Raw genomic sequence first — 18,267 nt, 5'->3', positions numbered from 1 at the left:
AAGTCCTTTCTTATTCCAACTGATAATAAAGAAACTGCCGCGGAACGCGGCAGCTTCGGCATTCAGCTTTTGGTTACAGTCGACTCAGATCGTTGACCAGGGCCAGCAACATCACCCCCAGCACCAGACTGATACCGATCTGAACCCCCCACCCCTGCACCCGTTCGGACAGAGGGCGACCACGCACCCACTCGACCAGGTAAAACAGCAAATGCCCCCCATCCAGCACGGGTATGGGCAGCAGATTGAGAACCCCCAGGCTAATGCTCAGATAGGCGAGGAAAGTGAGGAATTCCGCCACACCCGACTGAGCCGAAGCGCCCGCCACTTTAGCAATGGTTATCGGCCCACTCAAGTTTTTTACCGAGAGCTCGCCGAGCAGCATTTTCTTCAGCGAATCAAGGGTTAGCAGCGTCATTCCCCAGGTCCGGCGCAATCCTTCGACAACCGCCTCCAGGGGACCATAGCTGACCTCGTGCAGCATGCGCGCGGGCCATTCGCCGCCTTTTACCCCGACCCCCAGATAGCCAATCCGGGCCTCGCCCTCGCCCTTGCCCCCGAGCCTGACCGACAACTCCAGCTGTTCGCCGGCCCGCGACAGGCGCAGCGTCACCGTCTCGCCCGGACGCTCGCGCAGCCAGTCGACCACCTGCTGCCAGTCGTCCACGCGCAACTCGCCCAACGCCAGCAGGCGATCACCCAGGCGCAAACCGGCGGCCTGGGCCGGCCCCTCGGGATCGAGCTCGTTGACCACCGGCTCGGTCGCCGGGCGCCAGGGCTGAATGCCCAGGGAGCTCAGCGGCTCGGGCTCGTCGACACCACGCAGCCAGTCACGCAGAACCAGCTGGCGACTGGAGATCAGGGAGCCGCCATCGTCGCGCACCTGCAGCTCGACCGTGCCGCTCTCCCCCAGCCGGCGAACCAGCTGCAGATTGACCGCGGACCAGCCCGGCGTGGCCTCGCCGTCCACCGAGACTATCTCCTGCCCGGCACGCAACCCGGCAGCGGCGGCCATGCTGCCCGGCTCGACCTGGCCGATCACCGGGCGCACCTGCTGACTGCCGAGCATGGCGATGACCCAGAAGAACAGGATGGCCAGGAGGAAATTGGCGATGGGGCCGGCGGCGACTATGGCGATGCGCTGCCGCACCGACTTGCGATTGAAGGCCTGCTCCAGCTGCTCGACCGGCACCTCGGCCTCGCGCTCGTCGAGCATCTTGACGTAACCGCCCAGGGGAATGGCGGCCACCACGAACTCGGTGCCCTGGCGGTCGTGCCAACGCAGCAGCGGGCTGCCGAAGCCCACGGAGAAGCGCAGCACCTTGACCCCGCAGCGCCGGGCGATCCAGAAGTGGCCGAACTCGTGGAAGGTCACCAGCACCCCGAGTGCGACCAGGGTGCCGACGAGCATGTACATCGCACTCATTACATCTTCCTCCGGACTCAGCGCCCGTGGCGACTCAACCAGCCATGGGCGCATTCGCGGGCCCGCGCATCGGCCGCGAGCACATCGGGCAGTTCCTCGGCGGCGCCGGCAGGCAGACGCTGCAGAACATCCTCGATGATACCCGCGATTTCGCTGAAACGAATGCGCCGTTCGAGAAAGGCCGCCACCGCCACCTCGTTGGCCGCGTTGAGCATGGCCGGCACGTCGCCGCCGGCCTCCGCCGCCTGGCGCGCCAGGCGCAGGCAGGGAAAGCGCGCCTCGTCGGGGCGCTGGAAGTCGAGCCGGGCCACGGCGAACAGGTCCAGCGGCGCCACCCCGGAGTCGATGCGCTGGGGCCAGGCCAGGGCATTGGCGATGGGCGTGCGCATATCCGGATTGCCCAGCTGGGCCAGCACCGAGCCGTCCACATAGTCGACCAAAGAGTGAATCACGCTCTGCGGATGCACCACCACCTCGACCTGCGCCGGCCGCGCATCGAACAACCAGCAGGCCTCGATCAGCTCCAGCCCCTTGTTCATCATGCTGGCCGAGTCGACCGAGATCTTGCGCCCCATGGACCAGTTCGGATGGGCGCAGGCCTGCTCGGGCGTGACCCGCTCCAGCTCGGCCAGCGGCGTCTCGCGGAACGGGCCGCCGGAGGCGGTCAGCAGGATGCGCCGCACGCCCACCGCGCCGAGGCCGCGCGCGTAGTCGCCGGGCAGGCACTGGAAGATGGCATTGTGTTCACTGTCGATCGGCAGCAGGGTGGCGCCGCTCTGCCTCACGGCCTGGATGAACAGGTCGCCGGACATCACCAGCGCCTCCTTGTTGGCCAGCAGCACCTTCTTGCCGGCACGCACCGCCGCCAGGGTCGGCTGCAGCCCGGCGGCGCCGACTATGGCGGCCATCACCGCGTCCACCTCGGGATGCCCCGCCACCTCGCACAGACCGGCCTCGCCGGACAGCACCCGGGTCTGCAGCCCAGCGGCCTGCAGGGCCTCCTGCAACACCCGCGCCGAGGCCTCGTCGGCCGTCACGGCGAAGGCGGGACGATGGCGCAGGCAGAGCACTTTCAGCTCGGCGATGCGCGAGAAGCCGCTCAGGGCGAAGGCCTGGTAACGCTCGGGATGGCGCGCGATGACATCCAGGGTGCTGAGCCCGATGGAGCCGGTCGCGCCCAGCACGCAGATCTGCTGCACGGCGCTCACAGCACACCCCAGCCGGCCAGCCAGAGCAGCACGGCGAACAGCGGAACGGCAGCGGTGAGGCTATCGATACGATCCAATACACCGCCATGCCCGGGCAGCAGATTGCTGCTGTCCTTGATCCCGGACTGACGCTTGAACATGCTCTCGGTCAGATCGCCGACCACCGAAACGGCCACCACCAGGGCGGCACCGGCCAGCGCCAGGAGCAGATCAAAGGCCCGCCAACCCTGCTGCAAGCCGACCGCCAGGGTGATCGACAGACTGGCGGCCATGCCGCCATAGAAGCCTTCCCAGCTCTTGCCCGGGCTGACGCGCGGCGCCAGCTTGCGCTTGCCGAAGGTCTTGCCGGCGAAATAGGCGCCGATATCGGCGCCCCAGACCAGCACCATCACCGCGATGATCAGCGCGTTGCCCTGCGGCCACTGCTTGAGCAGCACCAGCCCCTGCCAGGCCGGCAGCAGGATCAGCAGGCCGATCAGCAGCTTGCCCGGCCGACCACCCCAGAAGCGGCTGCTGTCCGGGTAGCCCAGCACCAGCAGGGTCGCCGCCAGCCACCAGAGCAGCGCGACGCCCAGCAGCCAGGGCGCCAGCGCCGGCAGCAGCCAGGCGCCATAGAGCAGCGCAGCGACCAGGGCCGCGTAGGCCACGCGTTGTGACTGCGCCGCGAACCCGGCCAGACGCGCCCACTCCCAGCCGCCCAGGACGACCGCGGCGCCGATGAACAGGGCGAACCAGGCGCCCTCGAGCAGAAAGAAGCCGCCCAAGGCGACGGGCAGCAGGATCAGGGCGGTGATGACGCGCTGTTTCAGCATTGCTTGCGGGCCTCGGCTTCCACCTGCTCGCTGGTCTTGCCGAAGCGGCGTTGGCGGGTAGCGAAATCGGCCAGCGCCTTGCGCATGGCGTCGTGCTTGAAGTCCGGCCAGTACAGGTCGGAAAAATACAGCTCGCTGTAGGCCAGCTGCCAGAGCAGGAAGTTGCTGATGCGGTGCTCGCCACCGGTACGGATGCACAGGTCCGGCAGCGGCAGGTCGCCGGTGGCCAGGCAGCCCTGCAGCAGCTCGGGCGTGATGTCCTCCGCCTGCAGATGCCCGGCCTGCACCTCGCGCGCCAGGCGCTGGGCGGCCTGGGCGATATCCCACTGGCCGCCGTAGTTGGCGGCGATCTGCAGGACGAAGCGGTTGGCACCGGCGGTCTGCAACTCGGCCTCGCGCATGGCGGCCTGCAGCTCCGGGTGGAAGCGCGAGCGGTCGCCGATGATGCGCAGGCTGATGGCGTTCTCCTTGAGCTTCTTAGCCTCGCGCCGCAGGGCGCCGAGGAACAGCTCCATCAGCGCGCCGACCTCTTCGGCCGGGCGCTGCCAGTTCTCGCTGGAGAAGGCGAACAGGGTCAGCACCTCGACGCCGGCCTCGGCGCAAACCTCGATGACCGCGCGCACCGCGTCGACCCCGGCCTTGTGCCCGGCGACGCCGGGCAGCAGGCGCTTCTTCGCCCAGCGATTGTTCCCATCCATGATGATGGCGACATGCCGCGGCACCGCCGCCGGGGCGTCCTGCTTGGTCTTGCTCACATCACACCGCCATCAGGTCGGCTTCTTTGGCTTCCAGGGCCTTGTCGATGTCGGCGACGAACTTGTCGGTGAGCTTCTGCACCTCGTCGGCGGCACGACGCTCCTCGTCCTCGCTGATTTCCTTGTCCTTGGACAGCTTCTTCAGCTCGGCCAGGGCGTCGCGGCGCACGTTGCGCACGGCCACTTTGGCATCCTCGGCGACGCCACGGGCCTGCTTGGTGTAGCCCTTGCGGGTCTCCTCGGTGAGGGCCGGCATCGGCACGCGGATGGTGTTGCCCGCGCTGCTCGGGTTCAGGCCGAGGTCGGAGGTCATGATGGCCTTCTCGATCGCCGCGCCCAGGGTCTTGTCGTGCGCGACGATCTTCAGGGTGCGGGCATCTTCCACGGTGATCGCGGCGACCTGGTTCAGCGGCATCTCGCTGCCGTAGGCCGGGACCCTGACGCTGTCCAGGATGCTGGGGTGCGCGCGACCGGTACGAATGGAGGCCAGGTTGCGCCCCAGGGACTCCAGGGACTTGCTCATGCGCTCCTGAGCGTCCTTCTTGATCTCGTTGATCATTGTGCTTCCTCCTCGATCAGGGTTCCTTCGGCGCCACCCACCACGATATTCAGCAGGGCGCCGGGCTTGTTCATGTTGAAGACCCGCAGCGGCATCTTGTGATCGCGCACCAGGCAGATGGCCGTCAGGTCCATCACGCCCAGCTTGCGGTCGAGCACCTCGTCATAGGTCAGGCGCTCGTATTTCTCCGCATTGGGATCCTTGAAGGGATCGGCAGTGTACACGCCATCGACCTTGGTGGCCTTCAGCACCAGATCGGCCTCGATCTCGATGGCGCGCAGGCAGGCCGCCGAGTCGGTGGTAAAGAAGGGGTTGCCGGTGCCTGCGGCGAAGATCACCACCTCGCCCGCGGACAGGTGGCGCATGGCCTTGCGCCGGTCATAATGATCGGTCACGCCGACCATGGAGATGGCCGACATCACCAGCGCCGGGATATTCGAGCGCTCCAGGGCGTCGCGCATGGCCAGGGCGTTCATCACGGTGGCCAGCATGCCCATGTGGTCGCCGGTGACCCGGTCCATGCCGGCGGCGGACAGCGCCGCGCCGCGGAACAGGTTGCCACCACCGATCACCAGGCCGACCTGCACGCCGATGCCGACCAGCTGACCGACCTCGAGCGCCATGCGATCCAACACCTTGGGGTCGATGCCGAATTCTTCCGAGCCCATCAGGGCCTCGCCGCTTAACTTGAGCAGAATGCGTTTATAGCGAGGTTGACGACCACTCACCTGCTGAGCCATTGCTTGTCTCTCCTGCGGCGTTGTTTGGCTGCTTATCTTACCCGGCAGTCAGACCGCTGCCCGGCGAAATAGTGCGGAGTTCTCCCCGCTTTGCAAAAGAGGCTGCACGCGCGAGCGGGCAGCCTCTTCTGTGCGACAGTGCGAAACCGTCTTACTGCTTGGCAGCAGCTACCTGAGCGGCGACTTCGGCGGCGAAGTCGGACTCGGCCTTCTCGATGCCCTCGCCCACTTCGAAGCGGGTGAAGGAAACGATCTCGGCGCCGGCCTTCTTGACCAGTTCACCGACCTTGACTTCCGGATCCATGACGAAGGCCTGCTCGACCAGGCTGGCCTCGGCCAGGAACTTGGCGATACGGCCCTTGACCATGTTCTCGACGATGTTTTCCGGCTTGCCGGCGATCTTCTCGGCGTTCAGCTGCAGGAAGATTTCCTTTTCCTTGGCGATCAGCTCCTCGGAAACATCCGACGGGCTCAGAACGGCAGGGTTGGAAGCAGCGACGTGCATGGCCACGTGCTTGGCCAGCTCCTCGTTGCCGCCCTTGAGGACGACCAGAACGCCGATGCGGTGGCCGTGCAGGTAGGAACCGACCACTTCGCCTTCGACAGCGGCCAGACGACGGATGTTGACGTTCTCGCCGCACTTGGCGACCAGGGCCTCACGGGCGGACTCGCGGGAAGCGATCAGCGGAGCGGCTTCGCTCAGCTTCTGCTCGAAGGCCTCGTCCAGGCTCTCCTTGACGAAGGCCTTGAAGTCGTCCTGCAGGGCCAGGAAGTCGGTCTGCGAGTTGACTTCGATGATCAGGCCACGGCCACCTTCCACACGCACGGCGATGGCGCCTTCGGCCGCGACGTTGCCGGCCTTCTTGGCGGCCTTGATGGCGCCGGAGGCGCGCATGTCGTCGATGGCCTTCTCGATGTCGCCACCGGCGGCGACCAGGGCCTTCTTGCACTCCATCATGCCTTGGCCGGTGCGCTCGCGCAGTTCTTTAACCAGGGCTGCAGTGATTTCTGCCATGTTCACAATCCTCTTGAAGTGGTGTTCAACCATTCAACCCGGCCACGCCGGGCACAAAATTCATAAGTGGCAAAAAGGGGGCCTAGCCCCCTTCTCGCGCAACGGGATGCTTACCCCGTTATCAGCCTTCGCTGGCCTCGGAGGCGGCTTCCTCGACGAACTCGTCGGTGCCGCCAGCGGAGTTGCCGCGACCACGGATCACCGCGTCGGCCATGGCGCCCATGTACAGCTGGATGGCGCGGATGGCGTCGTCGTTACCCGGGATGATGTAGTCAACGCCTTCCGGGCTGCTGTTGGTATCGACGATGCCGATGACCGGGATGCCCAGCTTGTTGGCTTCGGTGATGGCGATGCGCTCGTGGTCGACGTCGATCACGAACAGCGCGTCCGGCAGGCCGCCCATGTCCTTGATGCCGCCCAGGCTGCGATCCAGTTTTTCCAGGTCGCGGGAGCGCATCAGGGCTTCTTTCTTGGTCAGCTTGGCGAAGGTGCCGTCCTGGGACTGGGTTTCCAGCTCGCGCAGGCGCTTGATCGAGGCACGAATGGTCTTGTAGTTGGTCAGCATGCCGCCGAGCCAACGGTGATCGACGTAGGGCGAACCGCAACGGGCGGCTTCTTCGGCGACGATCTTGCCGGCCGAACGCTTGGTGCCCACGAACAGGATCTTGTTCTTGCCGGCAGCCAGCTTCTCAACGAAGGACAGGGCCTCGTTGAACATCGGCAGGGTCTTTTCCAGGTTGATGATGTGAATCTTGTTGCGCGCGCCGAAAATGTACTTGCCCATTTTCGGGTTCCAGTAACGGGTCTGGTGGCCGAAGTGCACACCGGCCTTCAGCATATCGCGCATATTGACTTGGGACATGATAGTTCCTTGATAAGTCGGGTTAGGCCTCCACGCATCCCAATCTCCAACCCTTGCGGGCACCCAGGAAATCGTGTCGATACGTGTGCGGGTTAGTGCTTCGCAGGCCCACTGCCCGCAAAGCGGCGCGTTTTATATCACAAATGGCGAGCGCAAGCTACCAGCTTCGAGCAACAAGATGGCAACCCCGCCACTTGCGGCTTATGGCTTGCGGCTTGAAGCTGTTAATATCGCTTCCTTTATCGATACGCCGCCCGAGACCCGATATGACCGTCACCATCAAGACTCCCGACGAAATCGAAAAGATGCGCGTGGCCGGCCGCCTGGCCGCCGAAGTGCTGGAGATGATCGGCGAACACGTCAGACCGGGCATCACCACCGAGGAAATCGACCGCATCTGCCACGACTATATAGTCAACGTGCAGCAGGCCATCCCCGCCCCACTCAACTACGGCGCCGCGCCAGGCCGCCCCGGCTTCCCCAAGTCGATCTGCACCTCGGTCAACCACGTGGTCTGCCACGGCATCCCCAACGACAAGCCGCTGAAGGACGGCGACGTGCTGAACATCGACGTCACCGTGATCAAGGATGGCTATCACGGCGACACCAGCAAGATGTTCATGGTCGGCAAGGTGCCGGAGTGGGCCCAGCGCCTGGCGCAGATCACCCAGGAGTGCATGTACAAGGGCATCGCCCTGGTCAAACCGGGCGCGCGCCTGGGCGATATCGGCGAGGTGATCCAGAAGCACGCCGAGAAGAACGGCTTCTCGGTGGTGCGCGAGTACTGCGGCCACGGCATCGGCGCGGTGTTCCACGAGGAGCCACAGGTGCTGCACTACGGCCGCGCCGGCACCGGCATGGAGCTCAAGGCGGGCATGACCTTCACCATCGAGCCGATGATCAACCAGGGCCGCCCGGAGACCCGCCTGCTCGGCGACGGCTGGACCGCCATCACCAAGGACCGCAAGCTCTCCGCCCAGTGGGAGCACACCGTGCTGGTCACCGAGAGCGGCTACGAGGTCCTCACCCTGCGCAGCGACGACACCCTGCCGCGCACTTCCGCCTGAGCAGCCATATAGAGGAAGGCGCGCATGCCCCAGATGGACCCGGAGTTGTTTGATCGCGGCCAGTTCCAGGCGGAGCTGGCGCTCAAGTCCAGCCCCATCGCCGCCTTCAAGAAGGCCATCAAGCAGGCCCGCGAGGTGCTCGACACGCGCTTTCGCGAGGGCCGCGACATCCGTCGCCTGGTCGAGGACCGCGCCTGGTTCGTCGACCAGATACTGGCCGAGGCCTGGAAGCGCTTCGCCTGGAGCGAGGACGCCGACATCGCCCTGCTCGCCGTCGGCGGCTACGGTCGCGGCGAGCTGCACCCCTACTCCGACATCGACCTGCTGATCCTGCTCGACAGCGCCGATCACGAGACCTTCCGCGAACCCATCGAGGGCTTCCTCACCCTGCTCTGGGACATCGGCCTGGAAGTCGGGCAGAGCGTGCGCAGCGTGGACGAGTGTGCCGAGGAGGCGCGCGCCGACCTGACGGTGATCACCAACCTGATGGAGAGCCGCACCATCGCCGGCCCCGAGCGCCTGCGCCTGCGCATGCAGGAGGTCACCGACAGCTCGCAAATGTGGCCGAGCAAGCACTTCTTCCTGGCCAAGCGCAGGGAAGCCAAGGCGCGCCACGCCAAGTACAACGACACCGAGTACAACCTGGAGCCCAACGTCAAGGGCTCGCCCGGTGGCCTGCGCGACATCCAGACCATCCTCTGGGTGGCCCGCCGCCAGTTCGGCAGCCTCAACCTGCACTCCCTGGTGCAGCAGGGCTTTCTGGTCGACAGCGAGTACAGCATGCTGGCCTCGGCCCAGGAGTTCCTGTGGAAGGTGCGCTACGCCCTGCACATGCTCGCCGGCCGCGCCGAGGATCGCCTGCTGTTCGACCACCAGCGCAGGATCGCCGCCCTGCTCGGCTTCGAGGACGGCGACGGCAGGCTGGCCGTCGAGCGCTTCATGCAGAAGTACTACCGGGTGGTGATGGGCGTCGCCGAACTGTCCGACCTGATCAACCAGCACTTCGAGGACGTGCTGCTGCGCGAGGACGAACAGGGTCCGGCGCAGCCGCTGAACAGCCGCTTCCAGGTGCGCGACGGCTATATCGAGGTGACCAACCCGGGCGTGTTCAAGCGCACCCCCTTCGCCATCCTCGAAGTCTTCGTGCTGATGGCCCAGCACCCCGAAATCAAGGGCGTGCGCGCCGACACCATCCGCCTGCTGCGCGACAGCCGCCACCTGATCGACGACGACTTCCGCCGCGACATCCGCAATACCAGCCTGTTCATCGAACTGTTCAAGAACAAGCAGGGCATCCACCGCAACCTGCGGCGGATGAACCGCTACGGCATCCTCGGCCGCTACCTGCCGGAGTTCGGCCACATAGTCGGGCAGATGCAGCACGACCTGTTCCACATCTATACGGTCGACGCGCACACCCTCAACCTGATCAAGCACCTGCGCAAACTGCGTTGGCCAGAGCTGGCGGAGAAGTTCCCGCTGGCCAGCAAGGTCATGGACAAGCTGCCCAAGCCCGAGCTGATCTACCTGGCCGGGCTCTACCACGACATCGGCAAGGGCCGCGGCGGCGACCACTCCGAGCTCGGCGCGGTCGATGCCGAAGCCTTCTGCGAGCGCCACCAGCTGCCCAACTGGGACAGCCGGCTGATCGTCTGGCTGGTGCAGAACCACCTGGTGATGTCGACCACCGCCCAGCGCAAGGACCTGTCCGACCCGCAGGTGATCTTCGACTTCGCCCAGCTGGTCGGCGACCAGACCCGCCTGGACTACCTCTATGTGCTGACCGTGGCCGATATCAACGCCACCAACCCGAGCCTGTGGAACTCCTGGCGCGCCAGCCTGCTGCGCCAGCTCTACACCGAGACCAAGCGCGCGCTGCGCCGTGGCCTGGAGAACCCGCTGGACCGCGAGGAGCAGATCCGCACCACGCAGAGCGCGGCCATCGACATCCTGGTGCGCGGCGGCATCGACCAGGACGACGCCGAGCAGCTGTGGAGCCAGCTCGGCGACGACTACTTCCTGCGCCACAGCGCCGCCGACGTGGCCTGGCACACCGAGGCCATCCTCCAGCACCCGGCCGCCGGCGACCCGCTGGTGCTGATCAAGGAAACCACCCAGCGCGAGTTCGAGGGCGGCACGCAGATCTTCATCTACGCCCCCGACCAGCACGACTTCTTCGCCGTGACCGTGGCGGCCATGAGCCAGCTCAACCTGAACATCCACGACGCGCGGATCCTCACCTCGACCAGCCAGTTCACCCTCGACACCTACATAGTGCTGGATGCCGATGGCACGCCGATCGGTAACAACCCGGCGCGCATCGACGAGATTCGCCAGGGCCTGATCGAGACGCTGAAGAACCCGGACGACTACCCGGCCATCATCCAGCGCCGGGTGCCGCGCCAGCTCAAGCACTTCGCCTTCGCCCCGCAGGTGACCATCCACAACGACGCCCAGCGCCCGGTCACGGTGCTGGAAATCACCGCGCCGGACCGCCCCGGCCTGCTGGCGCGCATCGGCCGCATCTTCCTCGACTTCGACCTGTCGCTGCAGAACGCCAAGATCGCCACCCTCGGCGAGCGGGTGGAGGACGTGTTCTTCATCACCGACGCCGACAACCAGCCGCTGTCCGACCCCGAGCTGTGCGCGCGCCTGCAGGAGACTCTGGTGCGCCAGCTGTCCCAGGCCAATGGCGAGGCCAGCACGCCCGGCACCATCAACATCTGAACCGGGCCGCCCATGGCGGCCCGCAGCTTTGCGGAACCCAAGATGAACCCAGCCCTCGACCTGCTCCAGCCCTACCCCTTCGAGAAACTCCGCGCCCTGCTCGGCAGCGTGCAGCCGGCCGCCGACAAGCGCCCCATCGCCCTGTCCATCGGCGAGCCCAAGCACGAGTCACCGAAGTTCGTCGCCGAGGCGCTCGCCGGCAGCCTCGATCAGCTAGCGGTCTACCCCACCACCCTGGGCCTGCCGGCCCTGCGCGAAGCCATCGCCACCTGGTGCCAGCGCCGCTTCCGCGTGCCCGCCGGCTGGCTGGACGCCGCCCGCCATGTGCTGCCGGTCAACGGCACCCGCGAGGCGCTGTTCGCCTTCACCCAGGCGGTGGTCGACCGCTCGGCCCGCGGCCTGGTGGTCAGTCCCAATCCCTTCTATCAGATCTACGAAGGCGCGGCCCTGCTCGCCGGCGCCGAGCCGCACTACCTGCCCTGCCGGGCAGACAACGGCTTCAACCCGGACTTCGACACCGTGCCGGCGGACGTCTGGCAACGCTGCCAGATCCTCTTCCTGTGCTCGCCGGGCAACCCCACCGGTGCCCTGGTGCCGATGGAACAGCTGAAGAAGCTGATCGCCCTGGCCGACCAGCACGACTTCGTGATCGCCGCCGACGAGTGCTACAGCGAGCTGTACTTCGACGAGGACAACCCGCCGCCCGGCCTGCTGTCCGCCTGCGTCGAACTGGGCCGCAGCGATTTCAAGCGCTGCGTGGTGTTCCACAGCCTGTCCAAGCGCTCCAACCTGCCGGGCCTGCGCTCCGGCTTCGTCGCCGGCGACGCCGACATCCTGAAACCTTTCCTGCTGTACCGTACCTACCACGGCTGCGCCATGCCGGTGCAGACCCAGCTGGCCAGCATCGCCGCCTGGAGCGACGAAGCCCACGTGCGCGCCAACCGCGACCTGTACCGCGCCAAGTACGACGCGGTGCTGGACATCCTGCAGCCGGTGCTGGACGTGCAGCGCCCGGACGGCAGCTTCTACCTGTGGGCCAGGACTCCGGGCGACGACGAAAGCTTCGCCCGCGACCTCTATGCCCGCGAACACGTCACCGTGGTGCCGGGTTCCTATCTGTCTCGCGAGGTCGACGGCGAGAACCCCGGCGCCGGGCGTGTGCGCATGGCGCTGGTCGCGCCGCTGGCCGAGTGCATCGAGGCCGCCGAGCGCATCCGCACCTTCGTGCAGAGCATGTAAGCCGGCCCTCACCAGTTCCACCTCTTCACCCAGCCCCCAAGGACGAACCATGAATACAGTCGAACAGCAGTTCTTCACCGAGCTGGAAAAGAAGCTTTGGACTGCCGCCGACAAACTGCGCTCTGCTCTGGACGCCTCGGTCTACAAGCACGTGGTGCTCGGCCTGATTTTTCTGAAGTACGTCTCCGATGCCTTCGAGGAACGCCAGCGCGAGCTACGCGCACAGCTCACCAACCCAGCCGACGATTACTTCATGGACCCGGAGGATTACGGCGAGCTCGGCAGCGACGAGTACGAAGAGAATGTCGCGGCCGAGCTCGAGGTGCGCGACTACTACACCGAGAAGAACGTGTTCTGGGTGCCCTTTGAGGCGCGCTGGCAAACCCTGCGTGAGCTGGCGCAACTGCCGCCTGGCGAACCCTTGCCCTGGAACGCGCCGGGTAAAGACACTCCGGAAAAAATGCGCACCGTCGGCTGGCTGATCGACAACGCCATGGAGGCCGTGGAGCGCGAGAACCCCAAACTCAAGAACGTGCTCAACAAGGACTTCGCGCGCACCCAGATCGACAGCCACAAGCTGGCCGACCTGATCGCCCATTTCTCCGACACCCACTTCAGCCAGCCCAGCTACGACGGCCAGCCGCTGAACCTCAAGAGCAAAGACATCCTCGGCCACGTCTACGAGTACTTCCTCGGCCAGTTCGCCCTGGCGGAGGGCAAGAAGGGCGGCCAGTACTACACGCCCAAGAGTATCGTCACCCTGATCGTCGAGATGCTGCAGCCCTTCAAGGGCCGCGTCTACGACCCGGCCATGGGCTCGGGCGGCTTCTTCGTGCAGAGCGAGGAATTCATCGCCGAGCACGGCGGCAAGGTCGCGAACGGCAAAACCGGGCAAATCAGCGTCTACGGCCAGGAAAGCAACCCCACCACCTGGAAGCTGGCCGCGATGAACATGGCCATTCGTGGCCTGGACTTCAACTTCGGCGGCGGCCCGGCAGATACCCTGCTGAACGATCTGCACCCCGATCTGCGCGCCGACTACGTGATGGCCAACCCGCCCTTCAATATGAAGGAATGGTGGAACGAGAAGCTCGCCAACGACCCGCGCTGGCTGGTGGGTACGCCCCCGCAAGGCAACGCCAACTTCGCCTGGCTGCAGCACATGCTCTACCACCTGGCCCCCACCGGCAGCATGGCGCTGCTGCTGGCCAATGGTTCGATGAGCAGCAACACCAACAACGAAGGCGAAATCCGCAAGCAATTGGTAGAGCGCGACTATGTGGAATGCATGGTCGCTTTGCCCGGCCAGTTGTTTACCAACACGCAGATTCCCGCCTGCATCTGGTTCTTAACCCGCGACAAGGCCAACGGCTTTAACCTCGACAAGAAAAAGCGCGACCGCCGTGGCCAGTTCCTGTTTATCGACGCCCGCCAGCTCGGCTATATGAAAGACCGCGTGCTGCGCGACTTTACCCTGGATGACATCCAGAAGATCGCCGACACCTTCCACGCCTGGCAGCACGGCGAGGGCTATGCTGACGTGCCGGGCTTCTGCTACTCCGCCTCGTTGGACGATATCCGCAGGCACGAGCATGTGCTAACGCCGGGGCGCTATGTGGGTGCCGAGGAGCAGGAGGTCGACGGTGAAGCCTTTGCCGACAAGATGGCGCGGCTAACGGCGCAGTTGGCGGAGCAGTTTGCAGAAAGCGCCAAACTGGAGGAAGAAATCAGGAAGAATTTGGCGGGGGTCGGCTATGGCATCTGATACCCAGCTCACACCTTATGGAGAATTCTCAGTCTCGCTAATTGGCAGCCGGCTCGCAGATTTGTGTCTTGCTGACGGCGTTCAGACTGGGCCTTTCGGCAGCCAGTTGCATCAAGAGGACTATGTAGAGGACGGAACGCCAATCATCACAGTGGAGCACCTTGGTGAGAACCGGATTCTTCATCAGAACCTACCACGGGTCTCAGAAGAAGATAGGCTGAGACTGGCTAAATACAGCCTACGAACAGGCGATATCGTGTTTAGTCGGGTCGGATCGGTGGATCGAAGGGCAATCGTTCGTGAAGCTGAGAACGGATGGCTCTTCTCAGGCCGATGCCTGAGGGTGAGACCCGACCCTGAAAAGCTCGATCCATTGTGGCTTTCATATTTCTTCGGACTACCGACTTTTAAGCAGTACATCCGTGGAATTGCTGTTGGTGCGACGATGCCGTCGATCAACACAAAGATTCTGAGCGATGTGTCCATCTATTTCCCTGGGCTTTCTCAGCAACGCTATATCGCGACGCTCTTGGCGTCCCTTGATGACAGAATCGAACTCAACCGCCGCATCAACCAAACCCTCGAAGCCATGGCGCAAGCCCTGTTCAAATCCTGGTTTGTCGATTTCGACCCGGTCAAAGCTAAGATCGCCGCCAGGCTTGAGGGCCGCGACCCGCTGCGCGCCGCGATGAGCACCATCAGCGGCAAGGCAGATGCCGAACTCGATGCGCTGCCGCCCGAGCAATACGAGCAGCTCGCCGCCACCGCCGTGCTGTTTCCGGATGAGATGGAAAAGTCGGAGTTGGGTGAGATTCCGAGGGGGTGGGGATTCAAATCGGTTGCGGATATCGCCCAATTCACCAGCGGAAAGGTCGATGTCTCGTTATTGAGCGAAGACCTCTACGTCTCCACTGAAAACATGCTTGAAAACAGAGCCGGTGTAACTCGCGCCACTTCGCTGCCCTCTGTGGCTAGCGTGCCAAGTTTCAAGACGGGCCATATTCTTATTTCTAACATTCGGCCTTACTTCAAAAAAATTTGGATGGCACGCTTTGATGGCGGACGATCCCCCGATGTATTGGCTTTTGAACCTACAGATCCACAGCGGGCCGAATTCCTATACAACTTGCTGTACCAAGATGCGTTCTTTGAGTTCATGACGCGTACAGCCAAAGGCGCCAAGATGCCTCGCGGGGACAAGGACGCCATCATGGGTTGGAGGTTTCCATGCCCAAATGAGCCTCTTATGGTTGTCTTTTCAGAAAAAGTCAGACCGCACTACGCTCACATCGAAGGCTTGGTTTCACAAAGCAAGTCGCTGACCGAACTGCGCGACACCCTCCTTCCCAAACTCCTTTCCGGCGAGTTGTCGGTTGAAACGCTGGCCGAACAAGCAGGGATCGCTTGATGGATATCAAAAAGCTCCGCGAAAGCAAGCTGATCGTGGATAAAGTCGAGGAGGCCTTGCAGCAGGCCTATTCGGCGAATCAGGCGTTCAATGCGCTGCTGGATGAAGCAGAGCCGCTGTCGTTTAAAAGTTTGCGTGACCCGGAGCATGAGTACCTGGTTAAGGTCAGCGATGTCCTGTTTTGGGCTGAGCGCGACGCCTATCTGGATGAGCTGGAACACTGGGAGGGGCAGTGCCAGGTCAATCAACATGAGGCGGCGGCCACCTTTATCAAAAGTTCAGATCAGCAAGCCGTCTTTCTTGATCTGGTGGATGCCATTCGCTTTGGGCGCATTGCGCCCTTTGTCGGGGCGGGGCTTTCCAAGCCTTGCGGGTATCCAATGTGGGGCGAGGCACTGCGCAAGATCGCACAAAAGCTCGGTGGCCTGGATGTGCAGGACATCGAGCCGCTGATGGCGCAGTACGACTACCTGCAAGCCGCACAAGTGCTGCACGATACAGATGCTGAAATTGTGCGGCATTTCATTAAGACCGAGTTTCGCCAGCGCGGGGCAATCAATGGGCCGGTCACGCTGCTGCCCGAACTCGCCAACGGCTGCATCGTCACCACCAACTTCGATACGGTTATCGAGGACCTGTTTCGCGAAAAAGGGCAGCCGCTGGACGGCTACATGCACGGCATGCAGGCGGGTAATAACTTCGTGCAGCGGCTGTTGCGCGGGGAGCGTTGCATCCTCAAGCTGCATGGCGACGCCGGGCAGGCCAACACCCATGTGTTCACCCAGGTGCAATATCAGGAGGCCTACGGTGGCGCCGCCGGCGCGCCGTTCGCGTTCCAAAGCCAGTTGCCCAGGGCGCTTCGGCAAATCTTTATCAGCCACTCGTTGTTGTTTTTGGGCTGTAGCCTGGAGCAGGACAAGACGCTCGATCTGTTCAAGTCAGTGGTCGATGAAGCCGCGTTTGAAATCCCAGATCACTTTGCCCTGCTCAATGAACCCGCCACAGCGCAAGATCGCGCCCGCAAGGAAGCTCGCCTGCTGCAGCTAAAGATTCGCCCGCTCTGGTACTCGACCCCCCACGATGCGGAGGGCGCGCCGGATCACAGCCTGCTGGAGCAGATTCTCAGGCTAGCCATCGCCGTAGCGCGTAGACAGGTGGTGTTTGCATGAGCACCTCACCCGCACAAATCGATATCTGGCGCGGCCTCGCCTGCGAAACCCAGAACCTCGAGTTCAAAGAGGCGGGCAATCAGTACGACACGCGCAAGCTGTGCCGCTACTGCGTAGCCATTGCCAACGAGGGCGGCGGGCATCTGGTGCTCGGTATTACGGATAAACCACCGCGCGCCGTGGTGGGCAGCCAGGCGTTTCCCGACACCCAGGACATCGCCGAAAAGCTGTTTCATTGGGTGGGTTTTCGCGTCGATGTAGAGGCCGTTGCTCACCCGAATGGGCGGGTCGTGGTGTTCAGTATTCCGGCGCGGCCCAAGGGCACGGCCTACCACCATGATGGCGCCTACCTGATGCGCTCCGGCGAAGAGCTGGTGCCGATGAGCGAGGATCAGCTGCGCAAGATTTTCGCGGAAGGCCAGCCCAGCTGGCTGGAGAACCCTTCGCTCAAGGATGTATCCGCGCAAGATGTGGTGCAGTTGCTCGATACCCAGACCTTCTTCGACTTGATGCGTTTGCCTTATCCCACCGATCAGGAGGGAGTGCTGGCTCGCTTGCTGGATGAACGCCTGATCGAGCGCACCTCGGCTGGCTTCAACATCTTGCATATCGGTGCGGTGCTGCTGGCCAAGAACATGCGGCACTTCCCCGACATCAGCCGAAAGGCGGCGCGGGTGATCCTCTATGCCGGTGAGTCGAAGATGCAGACTCTCTCTGATGTGACCGACGAAAAGGGCTATGCCGTAGGCTTTGCCGGGCTGGTGCAGTACGTGATGGGCAAGTTGCCGCAGAACGAGGTGATCGAGGGGGCGATTCGCAAAGAGGTCAAACTGCTGCCCGAAGTGGTGGTGCGAGAGCTGCTCGCCAATGCGCTGATCCACCAGGACTTCGACATGGGCGGCACCTCTCCCGTGGTGGAGGTCTTCAGCAATCGGGTGGAGATCTCCAACCCAGGAGAGCCCATCGTGCCGGTTGAGCGCTTTATCGACGGCTACCAGTCCCGTAATGAGCGGTTAGCCGACCTGATGCGCCGATTCGGAATTTGCGAAGAAAAGAGCAGCGGCATTGACCGGGTGATCGAAGCGGCCGAGTTGATGCAGCTGCCGGCCCCCGAATTTTTAACCAGCCACCGCCGCACCATTGTGGTGATCCACGGCCCCCGTTCGTTCCGCGACATGAATGGCAGCGACAGGGTTCGCGCCTGTTACCAACACTGTGTCTTGCAGTACGTGTTGCGCAAGCAGATGACCAATCAGTCTCTGCGCGAACGCTTTGGCCTATCTGAGGGCAGTAGCAACACGATTTCGCAGATCATTACCGCGACCATGGAACAGGGGTTGGTCAAGAGCGACCCGAACGCGCCGGATTCCAGACGCTATGCGCGGTATATCCCGGCATGGGCGTAGTCGTCATTTCATCGCAAATCGATCCCGGTCAGCGATCAACATCCAACCAATTGATTTATATGGATTTTCTTATTTCATCACAAACCAGGGCGTTTGCCAGCTAGCCCGG

The 18,267-nt window shown here is 63.7% G+C and carries 15 protein-coding genes; 7 read left to right on the top strand and 8 right to left on the bottom strand.

Annotation, left to right across the window (positions count from 1 at the left end):
- Positions 1-73 precede the first annotated feature (73 nt).
- The 8 genes from rseP to rpsB all read right to left on the bottom strand — a co-directional run bounded on the left by rseP (position 74) and on the right by rpsB (position 7,377).
- Positions 74-1,426 carry a sigma E protease regulator RseP gene (gene rseP, locus AAFN46_RS03975; protein ID WP_347807396.1) on the bottom strand — a complete coding sequence of 451 codons (1,353 nt, stop codon included), beginning with the start codon at positions 1,424-1,426 and terminating at the stop codon, positions 74-76.
- Between the two features lie 17 nt (positions 1,427-1,443).
- Positions 1,444-2,634 carry a 1-deoxy-D-xylulose-5-phosphate reductoisomerase gene (ispC, locus tag AAFN46_RS03970; RefSeq protein ID WP_347807395.1) on the bottom strand — a complete coding sequence of 397 codons (1,191 nt, stop codon included), beginning with the start codon at positions 2,632-2,634 and terminating at the stop codon, positions 1,444-1,446.
- Positions 2,631-3,446 carry a phosphatidate cytidylyltransferase gene (locus AAFN46_RS03965; protein WP_347807394.1) on the bottom strand — a complete coding sequence of 272 codons (816 nt, stop codon included), beginning with the start codon at positions 3,444-3,446 and terminating at the stop codon, positions 2,631-2,633. The genes ispC and AAFN46_RS03965 overlap by 4 nt, the downstream gene beginning before the upstream one ends.
- On the bottom strand, positions 3,440-4,201 hold the full coding sequence (gene uppS, locus AAFN46_RS03960) for a polyprenyl diphosphate synthase (protein WP_347807393.1): 762 nt from the start codon (positions 4,199-4,201) through the stop codon (positions 3,440-3,442). The genes AAFN46_RS03965 and uppS overlap by 7 nt, the downstream gene beginning before the upstream one ends.
- 1 nt (position 4,202) lies before the next feature.
- On the bottom strand, positions 4,203-4,760 hold the full coding sequence (gene frr / locus AAFN46_RS03955) for a ribosome recycling factor (protein WP_347807392.1): 558 nt from the start codon (positions 4,758-4,760) through the stop codon (positions 4,203-4,205).
- Positions 4,757-5,500, bottom strand: coding sequence for a UMP kinase (pyrH, locus tag AAFN46_RS03950; protein ID WP_347807391.1), 744 nt, complete (start codon positions 5,498-5,500; stop codon positions 4,757-4,759). The genes frr and pyrH overlap by 4 nt, the downstream gene beginning before the upstream one ends.
- 151 nt (positions 5,501-5,651) lie before the next feature.
- Positions 5,652-6,515 carry a translation elongation factor Ts gene (gene tsf / locus AAFN46_RS03945; RefSeq protein WP_347807390.1) on the bottom strand — a complete coding sequence of 288 codons (864 nt, stop codon included), beginning with the start codon at positions 6,513-6,515 and terminating at the stop codon, positions 5,652-5,654.
- A gap of 121 nt (positions 6,516-6,636) precedes the next feature.
- The gene (gene rpsB / locus AAFN46_RS03940) at positions 6,637-7,377 is read right to left on the bottom strand and encodes a 30S ribosomal protein S2 (protein WP_347807389.1); all 741 of its coding nucleotides are present in this window, start codon (positions 7,375-7,377) and stop codon (positions 6,637-6,639) included.
- A gap of 266 nt (positions 7,378-7,643) precedes the next feature.
- Here rpsB and map point away from each other — a divergent pair, with 266 nt between their 5' ends.
- Genes map through AAFN46_RS03905 form a run of 7 tightly spaced genes read left to right on the top strand, consistent with a single transcriptional unit; the run spans position 7,644 to position 18,158 of the window.
- The gene (gene map, locus AAFN46_RS03935) at positions 7,644-8,444 is read left to right on the top strand and encodes a type I methionyl aminopeptidase (RefSeq protein ID WP_347807388.1); all 801 of its coding nucleotides are present in this window, start codon (positions 7,644-7,646) and stop codon (positions 8,442-8,444) included.
- 24 nt (positions 8,445-8,468) lie between these two features.
- Positions 8,469-11,171 carry a [protein-PII] uridylyltransferase gene (locus tag AAFN46_RS03930; protein ID WP_347807387.1) on the top strand — a complete coding sequence of 901 codons (2,703 nt, stop codon included), beginning with the start codon at positions 8,469-8,471 and terminating at the stop codon, positions 11,169-11,171.
- Positions 11,172-11,213: 42 nt separating this feature from the next.
- Positions 11,214-12,410: a succinyldiaminopimelate transaminase gene (gene dapC, locus AAFN46_RS03925; protein ID WP_347807386.1), complete on the top strand. Its 1,197-nt coding sequence runs from the start codon at positions 11,214-11,216 to the stop codon at positions 12,408-12,410.
- Between the two features lie 49 nt (positions 12,411-12,459).
- A complete protein-coding gene (locus AAFN46_RS03920) occupies positions 12,460-14,175 on the top strand; it encodes a class I SAM-dependent DNA methyltransferase (RefSeq protein ID WP_347807385.1) in 1,716 nt (571 codons plus the stop codon).
- On the top strand, positions 14,165-15,583 hold the full coding sequence (locus AAFN46_RS03915; RefSeq protein WP_347807384.1) for a restriction endonuclease subunit S: 1,419 nt from the start codon (positions 14,165-14,167) through the stop codon (positions 15,581-15,583). The genes AAFN46_RS03920 and AAFN46_RS03915 overlap by 11 nt, the downstream gene beginning before the upstream one ends.
- Entirely contained in the window at positions 15,583-16,752 is a 1,170-nt protein-coding gene (locus AAFN46_RS03910; protein ID WP_347807383.1) for an SIR2 family protein, read from the top strand. The genes AAFN46_RS03915 and AAFN46_RS03910 overlap by 1 nt, the downstream gene beginning before the upstream one ends.
- The gene (locus tag AAFN46_RS03905; RefSeq protein WP_347807382.1) at positions 16,749-18,158 is read left to right on the top strand and encodes an ATP-binding protein; all 1,410 of its coding nucleotides are present in this window, start codon (positions 16,749-16,751) and stop codon (positions 18,156-18,158) included. The genes AAFN46_RS03910 and AAFN46_RS03905 overlap by 4 nt, the downstream gene beginning before the upstream one ends.
- Positions 18,159-18,267: the final 109 nt, after the last annotated feature.

The sequence above is a fragment of the Pseudomonas sp. CAU 1711 genome, assembly GCF_039888625.1.
In the GTDB taxonomy this organism is placed as follows: Bacteria; Pseudomonadota; Gammaproteobacteria; order Pseudomonadales; family Pseudomonadaceae; genus Aquipseudomonas.
The sequence above is the reverse complement of the archived record's forward strand: the minus strand, read 5'-3'. Positions and strand labels throughout refer to the sequence as shown.

Coding starts and splice junctions, on each gene's coding strand:
- map (WP_347807388.1), top strand. CDS start 7,644: ATGACCGTCACCATCAAGACTCCCGACGAAATCGAAAAGATGCGCGTG.
- tsf (WP_347807390.1), bottom strand. CDS start 6,515: ATGGCAGAAATCACTGCAGCCCTGGTTAAAGAACTGCGCGAGCGCACC.
- AAFN46_RS03920 (WP_347807385.1), top strand. CDS start 12,460: ATGAATACAGTCGAACAGCAGTTCTTCACCGAGCTGGAAAAGAAGCTT.
- AAFN46_RS03930 (WP_347807387.1), top strand. CDS start 8,469: ATGCCCCAGATGGACCCGGAGTTGTTTGATCGCGGCCAGTTCCAGGCG.
- AAFN46_RS03965 (WP_347807394.1), bottom strand. CDS start 3,446: ATGCTGAAACAGCGCGTCATCACCGCCCTGATCCTGCTGCCCGTCGCC.
- dapC (WP_347807386.1), top strand. CDS start 11,214: ATGAACCCAGCCCTCGACCTGCTCCAGCCCTACCCCTTCGAGAAACTC.
- AAFN46_RS03905 (WP_347807382.1), top strand. CDS start 16,749: ATGAGCACCTCACCCGCACAAATCGATATCTGGCGCGGCCTCGCCTGC.
- rpsB (WP_347807389.1), bottom strand. CDS start 7,377: ATGTCCCAAGTCAATATGCGCGATATGCTGAAGGCCGGTGTGCACTTC.
- frr (WP_347807392.1), bottom strand. CDS start 4,760: ATGATCAACGAGATCAAGAAGGACGCTCAGGAGCGCATGAGCAAGTCC.
- AAFN46_RS03915 (WP_347807384.1), top strand. CDS start 14,165: ATGGCATCTGATACCCAGCTCACACCTTATGGAGAATTCTCAGTCTCG.
- pyrH (WP_347807391.1), bottom strand. CDS start 5,500: ATGGCTCAGCAGGTGAGTGGTCGTCAACCTCGCTATAAACGCATTCTG.
- rseP (WP_347807396.1), bottom strand. CDS start 1,426: ATGAGTGCGATGTACATGCTCGTCGGCACCCTGGTCGCACTCGGGGTG.
- AAFN46_RS03910 (WP_347807383.1), top strand. CDS start 15,583: ATGGATATCAAAAAGCTCCGCGAAAGCAAGCTGATCGTGGATAAAGTC.